Source organism: Reyranella sp., assembly GCF_004297265.1.
GTDB lineage: Bacteria > Pseudomonadota > Alphaproteobacteria > Reyranellales > Reyranellaceae > Reyranella.
Genome location: NZ_SCUT01000030.1, coordinates 45,110 through 57,604 on the forward strand (window position 1 = coordinate 45,110; position 12,495 = coordinate 57,604).

General features: G+C 66.5%; 15 protein-coding genes. 10 read left to right on the forward strand and 5 right to left on the reverse strand.

All coding sequences use genetic code 11. The features are described 5' to 3' along the window. Positions 1-7 precede the first annotated feature (7 nt). The 3 genes from EPO41_RS14080 to EPO41_RS14090 all read left to right on the forward strand — a co-directional run bounded on the left by EPO41_RS14080 (position 8) and on the right by EPO41_RS14090 (position 1,721). Positions 8-775, forward strand: coding sequence for an alpha/beta fold hydrolase (locus EPO41_RS14080; protein ID WP_296326061.1), 768 nt, complete (start codon positions 8-10; stop codon positions 773-775). Beyond that, positions 776-1,252 carry a Holliday junction resolvase RuvX gene (gene ruvX / locus EPO41_RS14085; RefSeq protein WP_296326062.1) on the forward strand — a complete coding sequence of 159 codons (477 nt, stop codon included), beginning with the start codon at positions 776-778 and terminating at the stop codon, positions 1,250-1,252. 154 nt (positions 1,253-1,406) lie between these two features. Continuing rightward, positions 1,407-1,721, forward strand: coding sequence for an H-NS histone family protein (locus tag EPO41_RS14090; RefSeq protein ID WP_296326064.1), 315 nt, complete (start codon positions 1,407-1,409; stop codon positions 1,719-1,721). Positions 1,722-1,760: 39 nt separating this feature from the next. On the opposite strand, the gene EPO41_RS14095 is transcribed toward EPO41_RS14090, so the two are convergent. From EPO41_RS14095 to EPO41_RS14110, 4 genes are read right to left on the reverse strand one after another with little or no spacing between them, the layout of a single operon-like run. Continuing rightward, positions 1,761-2,936, reverse strand: a complete 1,176-nt coding sequence (locus EPO41_RS14095) for a cytochrome c peroxidase (protein ID WP_296326067.1) — start codon at positions 2,934-2,936, stop codon at positions 1,761-1,763. Then, complete coding sequence (locus EPO41_RS14100; protein WP_296326069.1) at positions 2,933-3,334, reverse strand: hypothetical protein; 402 nt, start codon at positions 3,332-3,334, stop codon at positions 2,933-2,935. The genes EPO41_RS14095 and EPO41_RS14100 overlap by 4 nt, the downstream gene beginning before the upstream one ends. Beyond that, positions 3,331-4,149, reverse strand: coding sequence for an amidohydrolase family protein (locus EPO41_RS14105; protein WP_296326071.1), 819 nt, complete (start codon positions 4,147-4,149; stop codon positions 3,331-3,333). Before EPO41_RS14105 ends, EPO41_RS14100 begins: the two co-directional genes overlap by 4 nt. Positions 4,150-4,159: 10 nt before the next feature. Further along, a complete protein-coding gene (locus tag EPO41_RS14110) occupies positions 4,160-4,792 on the reverse strand; it encodes a TIGR02466 family protein (RefSeq protein WP_296326073.1) in 633 nt (210 codons plus the stop codon). 45 nt (positions 4,793-4,837) lie between these two features. On the opposite strand from EPO41_RS14110, the gene EPO41_RS14115 reads away from it, so the two are divergent. Both EPO41_RS14115 and EPO41_RS14120 read left to right on the forward strand, forming a co-directional pair. Then, positions 4,838-5,728 carry a phytanoyl-CoA dioxygenase family protein gene (locus EPO41_RS14115; RefSeq protein ID WP_296326075.1) on the forward strand — a complete coding sequence of 297 codons (891 nt, stop codon included), beginning with the start codon at positions 4,838-4,840 and terminating at the stop codon, positions 5,726-5,728. Positions 5,729-5,740: 12 nt separating this feature from the next. Next, entirely contained in the window at positions 5,741-6,295 is a 555-nt protein-coding gene (locus tag EPO41_RS14120) for a hypothetical protein (RefSeq protein WP_296326077.1), read from the forward strand. A 3-nt stretch (positions 6,296-6,298) separates the two neighbouring features. On the opposite strand, the gene EPO41_RS14125 is transcribed toward EPO41_RS14120, so the two are convergent. Beyond that, positions 6,299-7,384, reverse strand: coding sequence for a citrate synthase/methylcitrate synthase (locus tag EPO41_RS14125; protein WP_296326079.1), 1,086 nt, complete (start codon positions 7,382-7,384; stop codon positions 6,299-6,301). 83 nt (positions 7,385-7,467) lie between these two features. Here EPO41_RS14125 and EPO41_RS14130 point away from each other — a divergent pair, with 83 nt between their 5' ends. From EPO41_RS14130 to EPO41_RS14150, 5 genes are all read left to right on the forward strand, one after another. Then, positions 7,468-8,673, forward strand: a complete 1,206-nt coding sequence (locus tag EPO41_RS14130) for a citrate synthase family protein (protein WP_296326081.1) — start codon at positions 7,468-7,470, stop codon at positions 8,671-8,673. 11 nt (positions 8,674-8,684) lie between these two features. Beyond that, the gene (locus EPO41_RS14135) at positions 8,685-9,224 is read left to right on the forward strand and encodes a cysteine hydrolase family protein (protein ID WP_296326082.1); all 540 of its coding nucleotides are present in this window, start codon (positions 8,685-8,687) and stop codon (positions 9,222-9,224) included. Between the two features lie 74 nt (positions 9,225-9,298). Next, positions 9,299-10,264, forward strand: coding sequence for an aspartate carbamoyltransferase catalytic subunit (locus tag EPO41_RS14140; protein WP_296326084.1), 966 nt, complete (start codon positions 9,299-9,301; stop codon positions 10,262-10,264). Then, the gene (gene pyrC, locus EPO41_RS14145) at positions 10,261-11,610 is read left to right on the forward strand and encodes a dihydroorotase (RefSeq protein WP_296326086.1); all 1,350 of its coding nucleotides are present in this window, start codon (positions 10,261-10,263) and stop codon (positions 11,608-11,610) included. The genes EPO41_RS14140 and pyrC overlap by 4 nt, the downstream gene beginning before the upstream one ends. A gap of 62 nt (positions 11,611-11,672) precedes the next feature. Next, on the forward strand, positions 11,673-12,488 hold the full coding sequence (locus EPO41_RS14150; protein WP_296326088.1) for a hypothetical protein: 816 nt from the start codon (positions 11,673-11,675) through the stop codon (positions 12,486-12,488). Positions 12,489-12,495 lie beyond the last annotated feature (7 nt).

Below are 12,495 nucleotides of genomic sequence, written 5' to 3' on the forward strand. Positions count from 1 at the left end.
CTTGGCCATGGCTCGCTTGGCAGTCCTGATTCACGGCATGTGGGGAACATCTGGCGTCTGGCATCATTGGCGCCCGGTCCTCGATGAGCGCGGCTGGCAAACGATTGCACCCTCGCTGAGGCACCATGACGTGCCGCCGGAAGCAGCTCCCGATGAACTGGGCAAAACAAGCTTGCTCGATTATGTCGCCGATCTCGAGAAGATGATCCTGGCTCTCCCGGAGAAGCCAGTCGTGATCGGCCATTCGATGGGCGGGCTGCTGGCGCTGCTGTTGTGTGCCAGAGGCCTGGCACGGGCCGGTGTCCTGCTCACCCCTGCCCCGCCCTCGGGCACTCTTGCGATCAGGCCGTCCAACGTGATGGCCTTCGCCCAGATCCAGGCGCGCTGGGGATGGTGGCGAAAGCCCCACAGGGCGAGTCTCGGCGAGGCGCTTTCCTACACCTTTAATACCGCGGATCGCGCCATGGGCGCGAAGGAGCATTCGGCGTTCGTCCACGAATCGGGACGTGCACTGCTCGAGATCGCCTTGCCCTGGCTCGATAGGGCCAAGGCCGCGACGGTCGATCCGCGGCGCGTGACAGTGCCCCTGCTCTTCGTCGCGGCCGGAAGGGACAGGCTGGTACCGCCCGGCGTCGTGCGGCGCACCGCGAAGCAATTCGCCCACGTCGCCGATTATGCCGAATTTGACGGCCAGGGACATTGGGTGCTTGGACAGCCGGGGTGGGAGCGCGTTGCGGATCACGCCGAGGCCTGGCTCAAGGCCAAGGCGTCCTGAATGCCGCTCATCGACTTTCCCGAACTCAAGGCACTGCTCGTGCGCGACGGCCGTTTGATGGCGCTCGACCTTGGCAGCAAGACCATCGGCATCGCGACATCCGACGTGATGAGAATGCTGGCGACGCCCCTCACCACCCTGAAGCGCACGAAGCTGGCGGCCGATCTCGCCGCCCTCGCCGAACTCGCGCGCAAGCACGACGTCAAGGCGCTGGTGGTCGGCCTGCCTCTCAACATGGATGGCACTGAGGGCCCGCGCTGCCAGTCCGTGCGTCAGTTCGTGACCAACATCCACAACCATGGTGCGCCGTCGCTCGCCGGTCTTCCCATCGTCTTCCAGGACGAGAGACTCAGCACCGCGGCGGTGACGCGCGGCATGATCGACGACTACGACATGACGCGCGCCAAGCGCGCCGAGCGCGTCGATGCTGCTGCCGCTGCCTGGATTCTGGAAGGCGTGATCGCGCGACTGCGCTGACCTTTGTCAGGCTCGCGAGTACGGACCCTAAGTTCAGCCGAGCGAATAAGTCTGCACTACGGACGCATACTTCGCGCCATGCAACCATGTTGCGTTGTTGCAGCTTCGCGCGTACTTCAGTTGCGACTTACATGAACGATGAGGAAGGGCGAGCATGAAGATCAAGTCGATGGCCTTTGATGACTTGGTGGTGATGCGGGCGCAGATCGAAGCCGAGATCGAGACGCGTATTTCAAAGCAGCGCATGAAGTTGATCGAAGCTATTGCGGACCTTCGTGGAACTGTCCCCACCAGGGGCGGCTCGGAGCGTCGCGGCAAAGCGCATCCCCTCAAGGGAAGAGAGCTGCCGCCCCTTTATCGCAATCCGAAGAATGCCGAAGAAACATGGGCCGGTCGTGGCAATCGCCCGAGATGGCTCACGGCGGCACTCAAGAGCGGAAAAAAGCTGGAAAGCTTTCTCATCAAGTAGGGCGAAGACTATGCCTTGGGTCGTGGCGTCGAATACGCCTTAGGGGCAGAGCGGCGCTGGCCTTGGGCGAGCCAATGGCTCGGCGTCGAGCGAGCGGAGAAAGGCCACGAGATCGGCGCTCTGCTCCGCCGTCAAGCCGAGCGGCCGCACCAGCGGGATGCCGTCGCTGTGGAGGCGATCCGGACTTACCTCCGAATAGTGCCTTACAACGTCTTCGAGGGTCGCAAGGCTGCCATTGTGCATATAGGGGCCGCTGCGGCCCACCTGGCGCAGGCCGGGCACACGAAATTCCCCGAAGTTCGTATGCTGGCGTTGGACGTGCCGCGTGCGCCGGGTGTTGTTGCCGGTGGCATCGTCATTGTACTTGCCGAGCAGGTTGAAGGGGCTGGCCGCCAGCCGCCCCAACCCGCCGAGGCGACCGGGGTCGACCTCTCCGGGCCGTACGAAGAACGGAATCCCGATGTCGCCGAACTCGCCGCTCGTGAAACGCGGACCGAGATGACAGAGGTTGCAATTGGCGTCGCCGATGAAAAGTTTGAGGCCGCGCTGCGCGGCAAGCGGATAACGCGATGCCCCTTCGCGATTGCCGGCCACGAGGGCATCGCGGAAATCATCGAAGGGTGTGCGCGGACTGACCAGCGTCGCCTCGAAGGCTGCCAGGGCCTTGGCCGTGTCGACCAGCAGCCGCTCGTCGTCGGTGCCGGGCGCGCTGCCGAACGCCTTTTCGTAGCCGCACGCGAGCGCAGCGTCGCCGCGCAACAGTTCGGCGGCGCGCGCGGGGCCGCCGTTCATCTCGCGCGGATCGAGCAGTGGACGGATGCTCTGCGCCCAGAGCGAGTCGCCTGCTCCGTCCCAGCCGAACCAGTGGAGGTAGCCGATGTTCCACAGCGACGGCGTACGGCGGTCGAGTTCGACCGTCCCGCGCGCCCTCGCGAGGCCGTCGCTCCACTCGCGGCCGGCCTGATGGCAGGTGGCGCAGCTCACGCGGCCATCGCCGGACAGCCGGGGATCGTTGAAGAGATGCTCACCGAGCAGGATACCGGCCGGCGTACCCGACACCTTGTTCGAGGGATCTCGCACCGGCGATGGCGGCCACGGGCCGTGTTTCTCCACGGTCCTGATCTCCTCGGGTGTCCAGTCGAGCAGTTGCTGCGCGAAGACGCCGCCGGCCCAAAGGCCCAGCAGCGACAACAGCAGCAGCGGGAACCGGATCACTTGAGGATGATGTCGTGCGTCAGGCGCTCGCTTTCCTCGCCTGCGCGCACGTCGAAGGTGATCTCCCAGCGGCCGGGCATGTGGAACAGCATGCCCTCGGCCCTGAAACGGCCGTCGCCCTTCGCCACGATGTCGGGCCGGTAATTCATGCCATGTCGATGCTCGGGCATGTTTGCATCGACGGCCAGCAACTCGGCCGGCTCGCCGCTCTTGGTGCATACGTTGAGGACCAGCGCGAACGGCTCACCAACCTCGATGCGCAGTGGATCGGGACGGAACGCCAACAGATAGTGATCGGAATAGATCACCCAGCCCGTCCCGCGGCCAAGGTCGAGCGGGCAATCGGCCCAGGCCGGCGTCGCGAGAAGAAATCCCAGCAACGCGACGGCCAGCTTCATTGCGCGCTCCCGAACAACCGGTCTCCGTTTTCGTAAGCGATCTTGCGAGCGACGTCAGGCGGCAGGTCCGAAAGCCACTGCCGCGACCAGCGGGCATTCTCGATCACATAGTGCCAGCGCTCCGGCGTGAAGGTGTCGCTGCCCAGCACGAAGCGGTCGGGAAACTCGATGAAGAGATCGCGCCAGCCCGGCGCCACCTTGCCGTTCGAGACGTGCGATGTGAGGAAAGCAAGGTCGCACCACAGGGTCGGATACCGGCGCAGCATCTCGCGCACCTTCTCCGGTCGTTCGAAGCCCGAATGCGCCCACAGGACCTTGGCACCCGGGTCCTGCTGGAAGTGCCTAGTCACGGCGTCGGCATCGGAATGCGAGTGCAGGAAGAGCCCGTACTGTTTCGCGAGCTCCACCACGCGCCGCACGTTTGGCAAGTCGGCATCGGCGCCGTAGATGTGGAACTCGCCGATCGCCCTGTACCTGCGCTTCGACAGCAGGTCCTCGAGATAGGGAATCAGGGTCGGATCCTTCGCCCAAGTCGATATCTCGCCGCGCGAACGATAGGGCCGCAGCTCCGGCACGATCAGTCCCGGCGCCACGTCCTGAAGCATCCTGGTGCCGTCGTTGTTCGAGCTGGACACCATGGCGCGCTTGATACCCGCCTTCTTCAGGATCTCAACGACCTCACGGGGCGGCACGACCGACCAGGCATCGTGGCTGTAGTGCATGTGGGCGTCGAAGATCGGCAGCTCGTCGGCCGCCCGCGCGGCGGACATGCCGGCGGCTGCCAGGAGAAGAAGGACCAGGGCAAGGAAGCGCATCGTTGCTCCGTCAGCGACCGGCCCTTGGCGGGCAGGCATAGTTGAAGCTAATCGAGATGCGTTCGCCGGAAAAGTGCGCGGGCGGCACCTCGTGGCGCAACCAGCTCTCGAACAGCACAAGATCGCCGTCATGCGCCGCCACGCTGATGAAGGCGCGATAGGCCTCCGGCGCATCTGCGCGGCGCGGCGGTGCCGCCATCTGGTAGCCGAGCCGAGGATCCTCGAACTTGATCGCCCCCGCGCCGTTGGGCACCGACACGTAATAGGTGCCGCTGACGAACGAGGTCGGGTGGATGTGCATGGAGTGGACCGTGCCGGCCGGCATCAGGTTGGCCCAGCAATCGGTCATCGCCAATGCGCGGCCGGAAAGATCGTAGTGGAGGTCGCGCGCGAACGTCTTCACATGGGGATCGATGCGGCGGCGGAGCCGATCGAACAGCGAGGAAACGAGGTGCAGCCGGTCGAGCGAGCCGTAGGAGGTATAGCCGCCGAGATAATGCTTGGCCGACCAGCGCTGTCCCGCCGCGTCCGAAGCGGCGAGCGACTGGCATTCGTCGGCGAGATCCTGGTTGAAGCGCCGCCAGCGCCGGTCGACCAGCGACTCGCGATAGACAAGGGTCGGAAAAAGGGCACGGCTCGTCATCCAGCAATTATCGATGATGCGGCGATCGCGTGCTATGTTTTCCGCATGCTGACCGATCATCAAATCGAGACCTACCGCCGCGACGGCTATCTCGTGATCCCGCGCCTAATAGCGGGAGAACAGCTCGCCGAACTGCGCTCGCTCACCGATCGCCTGGTGGCGGATGCACGTGGCATCTCGGCCAACGACGAGCTCTATGATCTGGAGCCCAGCCACAGCGCCACCATGCCGAGGGTGCGCCGGCTGAAGCCGGCCATCTTCAAGCGCCACGCCTTCTTCGGCGCGCTCGCACGCGACCCCAAAATTACGTCCCTGCTCGCGCAGCTCATTGGACCGTCGATCCGTCTGCACGGCGGCAAGCTCAACATGAAGTCGGCGGGCTACGGTTCGCCGGTCGAATGGCACCAGGACTGGGCGTTCTATCCGCACAGCAACGACGACGTGCTGGCGACCGGAATCTATCTCGACGATTGCGACGAGGCGAACGGCCCTCTCATGGTGGTGCCCGGCAGCCATCACGGCCCTGTCCACGACCACCATGCCAACGGCCGGTTCTGCGGCGCGTTCGATCCGCAGGCAGCCGGCATCGACATCGCGAAGGCGGTCCCGCTCATGGGCCCTGCCGGTTCGATGACGATCCATCATGCGCGGCTGGTGCACGGCTCCGCGCTCAACCGTTCCAATCGCCAGCGCCGGCTCCTGCTGCATGAATATGCGGCCGCCGATGCTTGGCCTTTGATGGGGGTAGCCGACTTCGACGAGTTCAACAGCCGCATGGTGCTGGGCGAGCCGACGATCGAGCCGCGCGTGCGGCCGGCGCCGGTGCGCATGCCCCTGCCGCCGGCCGATCACCAGGGTTCGATCTACGAGAACCAGCGGGGATCCGGCCGCCGCTTCTTCGCGACCTACGAGGAGCAGCCCGCTCTTGCCGGCTAGGACCGCGCGCTCATGATCACGCGGCGGCGCGCACTGGTGGCCTCCGGCCTGCTGCTTGCCGCGCCCTGTGCGCACGCCCAAGACGTTCGGTGGGCCGACTGGCTCGGCACCTATTCTGGCACCGCCCGCTTCTACCGCTCGATCCCGCTGGAGGACATCGTCCCGCCGCCGACATCGCCGCGCGAGGAATACGACGATGGCCGGCCCTTCGTGATCCAGTTCACCGTGCGCAGCGTCGATGGCAGCCCGGGCGTCTGGCTACGGATCGATAGCGGGCCGATGCAGACCGACGAACTCGGTGAAACGATGCTCTTCGGCCCCGTGACGAACGGGGTGGCGATGCTGCGTTCGGCCGATGCGCGCGCCCTGCCGCGGTCGGCCAGCCTGACGGTGCGGCCGAACCAGCTCGGCACGGAGGCGCTGTTCACCCACGCCGACGGCAGCTTCTGGCGCCGCTACTTCACGGCCACCTTCACGCCGGCGGGTGCCGACGTGATCCTTTGGGTCTTCGATGCCACCGGCACGCGGGCCCGCACCTGGCGCGGCTCAACGGTCCGGCGAGTTTGAGGCTCAGGCCGGCCGCGGTCCGACATATGTCGATTGCGGCCGGATCAGGCGCCCGCCCTTCTCCTGTTCGAAGATGTGCGCACACCATCCGGCAGCGCGACCAACGGCAAACAGGGCGGTGAAGGCGCTGCGGGGCACCTCGAGCGCCTCCAGCAGGAGCGCGGTGTAATATTCGACGTTGGTGTCCAGCCGCTGCTTCGGCTTGTGCTTCCGCAAGGCTGAAATGGCGCTGCGCTCGACCTCCACCGCAAAGGCCAGACGACCTGCAGTCTGCGGCAGCGTCGCCACCGTGTTCTTCAGCACGTCGGCTCTCGGGTCGCGCTTCTTGTAGACGCGATGGCCGAAGCCCATCAGGCGCGTGCCCTTGGCGAAAGCGTCGTCCAGCCACGCCCCGGCCCGCTCCGGCGACCCGATCTCGTCGAACATGTCGAGGACGGGACCGGGTGCCCCGCCATGCAGCGGACCCTTGAGAGCGCAGAGCGCGGCCAGCACAGAGGAAATCAAACCGGCCCGCGTCGAGGCGACGACCCTCGCCGTGAAGGTCGAGGCGTTGAACCCGTGATCGGTCACCGTGGCGAGATAGGTATCGAGTCCCTTCTCGAACGCCGCATCGGCGCGCCGGCCACGAATCATGCGCAGCAGATCCTGCGCCGTCGTGAGCGTCGGATCTGGTGCGAGGGCAGGCTTCGAGTCGGCCGCCCGCAGCAGCGCCGCCAGGAAGACCGGCAGCGCACCACAGACCAGATAGTGGTGCGGCAGGGGATCCGAATCGGGCAGCATGCCGAGGCCGACCCTCAGCCCCTCGACGGGATTGAGCCCTGTGGCGGCGTTCAGCAGTTTCGGGACGTCCGCGAAGGCGCGCACACGCGCCGCGGCCAGGCCGGCCTGGACCGCCGCCTCGTCGCCGCCGCCCTCGGCAAAGCCTTCCCAGAGCAGCGCCGCCACGCCCTCGAATCCGCGCGCCCGGACGAGGTCTTCGATTGCCTGTCCGCGGACGATCAGCCGACCGGCCTCCCCGTCCACCTCGCTCATCACCGTGTCGGCCACGATTACGCCGTCGAGCCCGCTGTCCACTCGTGTCTGCAGCATCGCAATCTCCTTGCTGGTACGCGCCCAACATTCGGTCCAGCATATGTATTGTCAATATTGACTGATTTAATCCATAATAAGACATGGCTACGGAATGGCTCAGTTCGAAGGAAGCGGCGCAACGCCTCGGTGTCTCCGCCGCCACGCTGTACGCCTATGTGAGCCGCGGCCTGCTGCGCTCCGAAGGCACCAACGGGCAGCGCGAGCGGCGCTACCGGGCCGATGATGTCGCCCAGCTCAAGCGTCGCCGCGATGTCGGCCGAAAGGCGGAATCGATCGCCGCCAATGCGCTGGACTTCGGCACGCCCGTTCTCGAATCGTCACTCACGCTGATCGAGAACGGTCGCCTGTTCTATCGCGGCCAGGACGCAGCGCGGCTGGCGCGCAACAGCTCACTCGAGCAGGTCGCGCAGCTTCTCTGGGATTGCGACGACCGGCCCTTCGCCGCCCGTAACCTGCCGCCGATGTCGGCGGCGCTACGCAGCGCCTGGCAGGCCGCCTCGGCACTGCCACCGGTCGATGCCTGCCTCGTACTGTTGCCGGCGGCGGCGCGCTGGGACCATCCGAGCTGGGTCGAGGATCGCCCCGCCATGCTGGAGACCGGCGCACGTATTCTCCGGCTGCTGGCGGCCGCGGTGACCGGCCAGCCGCTCTCCGACCGGCCGATCCACGAGCAGGTGGCCGCGGCCTGGAACGTCCCGGCGGAGCACGCGGCGCTGATCCGGGCCGCGCTCGTCCTCTCGGCCGACCACGAGTTCAACGCCTCGGCGTTCGCCGCCCGTGTCGTGGCGTCGACCGGCGCCAATCTCTACGCCTCCACGATGGCTGGTCTGGTTGCCGTCAACGGCCCGCGTCACGGTGGCCAGACGCGACGGGTGGCAGGCCTGCTCGCCGATCTTGAGGAAGCAGTCGACATCGAAGCCGAGCTGGCGCGTCGGGTGCGCGAGCGGATCTACATTCCGGGCTTCGGCCACCAGCTCTACCCGGACGGTGACATTCGGGCCGCCGCCCTCTTCGCCATGATGCGCGAACTCGCTCCCGGCGCTCCCCAGCTCGCCTTCGCGGAGCGCGTCGCGCATGCCGTCGAGCAGCAGATCGACCGCAAGGCGAATGTCGACTTCGCGACAGTCACCCTGGAACGCGTGCTGAGCCTGCCCAGGGATTCGGCTCTGGCGCTCTTCTTGCTCGGCCGCACGGTCGGCTGGATCGCGCACGCGATCGAGCAGGCCGCGCATGGCGCGTTGATTCGTCCGCGCGCCCGATATACGGGTCCGCGACGGGGAGCGTGAGAGGCCGTCGCATGAAGGATGCGCTCATCATCATCGACATGCAGAAGGCCGCGTTCGTCGACGCGACACCCAAATACGATGCCGCGGGCCTGGTCGGCCGCCTGAACCGGGTCGCCGCCGCCGTCCGCAATCGCGGTGGCGCCGTCGTCTTCATCCAGCACGACGGCCCGCCGGGAGATCCCTTCCATCCCGACATGCCCGGCTGGCCACTGATCGACGAGCTGGCTCGTCGCCCGACCGACGCCGTCATCCGCAAAACATCCTGTGACGCCTTCCTGCAGACCTCGCTCGAGGAATTCCTGCGCGCACAGGCCATAGACCGGCTGATAATCACCGGCTGGGCCACCGACTATTGCGTCGACACCACCGTTCGAAGCGCCCTGGCGCGTGGTCACGCGACGGTCGTGCCCTCGGATGGTCACACCGCGTCGGACCGCCCTCACCTGCCAGCGGTGAAGATCATCGAGCATCACAATGCGATCTGGGCGGACTTCATTGCACCGCGTGGACCGGCCTTGGTACGTCCCTGCGCGGACCTCCTGGACGCCTGAATTTGATCTCGACGGTTATCCACCAAAACGCTTTCTTGCGAGGGTCGCGCGCACGTGCTTAACGTCGCGCTTTAGTGACAAACAAACGCGCGGGCGTGCCGAGGTTGCCCCACCTTCTCGGCATCGAAGGTCTTTCGCCTGAAACGATTTCGGGCTTGCTCGACCTATCTGAAACCTACATCGACCAGAATAGGTCCGTGGACAAACGGCGCGACAGGCTCGCCGGCCGCACGATCATGAATCTGTTCTTCGAGAACTCGACGCGCACGCGGACGAGCTTCGAGGTCGCCGCCAAGCGGCTGGGGGCCGACGTCATCAACATGGATGTCGCCACCTCCTCCGTGCGCAAGGGCGAAACCCTGCTCGATACGGCGATGACGCTGAACGCCATGCGGCCCGACGCCATCGTCGTGCGCCATCACGAATCCGGCGCCGTCAATCTCCTGTCGCAGAAGGTCAACTGCGCCGTCATCAACGCCGGTGACGGCCAGCACGAGCATCCCACGCAGGCTCTGCTCGACGCGCTGACCATCCGACGACGACGCGGCAGCCTGGAAGGTCTCCTGGTGGCGATCTGCGGCGACATCATGCACAGCCGCGTGGCCCGCTCGAACATCCACCTTCTGCAGATCATGGGCGCCCGCGTGCGCGTGGTCGGGCCGCCGACCCTGATGCCGACCGACGTCGACAAGATGGGTGTCGAGGTCCACTACAACATGAAAACCGGCCTGAAGGACGTCGACATCGTCATGATGCTGCGGCTGCAGACTGAACGGATGCAAGGCTCGTTCGTCCCCTCGATCAGCGAATACTTCCATTTCTTCGGCCTCGACCGCGCCAAGCTGCAATACGCCAAGCCCGACGCGCTGATCATGCATCCCGGCCCGATGAACCGCGGCGTCGAGATCGATTCCGAAGTCGCCGACGATCTCGACCGCAGCGTCATCCACGAGCAGGTCGAGATGGGCGTCACCGTGCGCATGGCCTGCCTCGACGCCTTGATCGGCGGGCAGCGTAATCAGATCGGGAACGGGGCATGAGCGGCAAGATCGACAAGCTCGCACCGCCGCACGCCGGCTCGACGGCCTATATCAACGCCCGCATCGTCGACCCGACCGGCAACACCGAGTATCGCGGCGCCGTCCTGATCAGCGACGGCAAGATCGCCGACTTCGGCCCCAATCTCTTCGCCTCCGGCGCGCCCTACGGCATCCAGTCGGTCGACTGCCGCGGCTACTATCTCGCACCCGGCCTGGTCGATACGCGCGTGCATACCGGAGAGCCCGGCGAGGAGCACAAGGAGACTCTGGAGAGCGCCGGCGCTGCGGCGGCCGTCGGCGGCATCACCTCGATGGTGCTGCTGCCCGACACCGAGCCGCCGTTCGACGACGCGTCCCTGATCGAGTTCGTGGCCCGCCGCGCCCGCCAGGTCAAGCTCGCCAACATGTACGCCTACGGGGCACTCACCGTGGGCCTCGAAGGGAAGGAACTGGCCGAGATCGGCCTGCTGGCCGAGGCCGGCGCCGTGGCCTTCACGGATGCCGACCATGCCGTGGGCAGTGCCCAGGTGATGCGTCGCGCTCTCTATTACGCCAAGACGTTCGATGCGTTGATCGTCCACCTGCCGCAGGAGCCGACGCTGTCCGGCGGCACCATGACGAGCGGCGCGATGGCGACTCGCCTTGGTCTCTCGGGCAACCCACCGCTCGCCGAAGTGATGATGGTCGAGCGCGACATCCGGCTGGCCGAGATGACCGGCGGCCGCATGCATCTCACCAAGATCTCGACGGCAGAGTCGGTCGAGGTGATCGCTGCCGCCAAGGCGCGCGGCCTCAAGATCACCTGTGATACGGCCGCGCCCTACTTTGCGCTGAACGATCTCGCCGTCGGCGACTACCGCACCTTCGGCAAGCTGGTGCCGCCGCTGCGTGCCGAGAAGGACCGGCTGGCGATCGTCGAAGGACTGAAGGACGGCACGATCGACGCCATCGTCTCCGATCACCGGCCGCAGGACCAGGATAGCAAGCGCGTGCCCTTCGCCCAGGCGGAGCCGGGCGGCATCGGGCTCGAAACCCTGCTGCCGATCTCGCTCGAACTGGTGCACGGCGGTCATCTCACCCTGCCGCGGCTGTTCCAGCTCCTCTCGTCCACGCCGGCGTCGCTGTTCGGTCTGCCGGCCGGCAAGCTCGCAAAGGGCGCGCCGGCCGATCTGGTCCTGTTCGATGCCGACTATGCCTGGAAGATCGATCGCGACGATCTGTGGAGCAAGACCAAGAACTCGCCCTTCGACGAGCGCCCGGTGCAGGGCCGCGCCCTTGCAACGATCGTCGGCGGCCGGACGATCTACCGCGACGACAGCTTCGCAGCGGCGGCCACAGCCGCCTAACCGATGCCTTCAAACGGCCATCTGGTCTGATATGGTCGTTTCCGTCTTTAAACGGGGAACCGATGATGCTCCGGCACTCACTTCTTCTCGGCGTCGCGACGGTCGCGCTCGCCGGCACGGCCCACGCCCAGCAGCGCGGCGGGTCGCGTGACGACCTTCTGGATGCGCTGACGCGCCATATCCAGATCTGCAGCGAGATCACCGAGACCCAGGCGCGACTGTCCTGTTACGATCGCCTGCAGACCCAGGTTGGCGGCGTCCAGGCCCCGGCGGCGGCACCCGTCGCCTCGACGCCTGCCCCGACGCCCACCCCGACGCCGACGCCGCTGCAGGCGACGCCCACGCCTCTTTCACCGATGCCGAGCACCGGGTCCTCCATCAATTCCGCGCCGCTCACGCCCCAGCCGCTCGGTGTACCCGGCGGTGGCACGGCGACCCTGGGCAGCCCCCAGCCGCTCGGCGCGCCCGCATCTTCCGGCCCGGCGCCCTACGATCCCAACGCCGCCTTCGACCCGAGCCAGTCCACCTACCGGCCGCCGGAGGCCATGGGCCCGAAGCCGCAGCCGCAGGCCCGCCGCAGCGGGCCGCGTCCGGTGCCGAACTTTGCGACGCCACAGCCGCTGGTCACGATCGGTGCCAACAACCTGACCTACGGGCCGTCACGCTACTGGCAGGTCACCATTGTGCTGAAGTCCAACGTCCAGCGCGCGATCGATACGCAAGCGGTCTGCACTTTCATGAACGGCAGCCGCGCGCTGGAGGACGCCTACTATGGTCCGGTCTCGATCCAGCCCGGCGAGCAGATCACCACCGAGCTGATCGGACCGCCGACCACGGCCTATGTCGACTCGACGAACTGCAGGCTGCTAAGCCCGTAGGACGCGG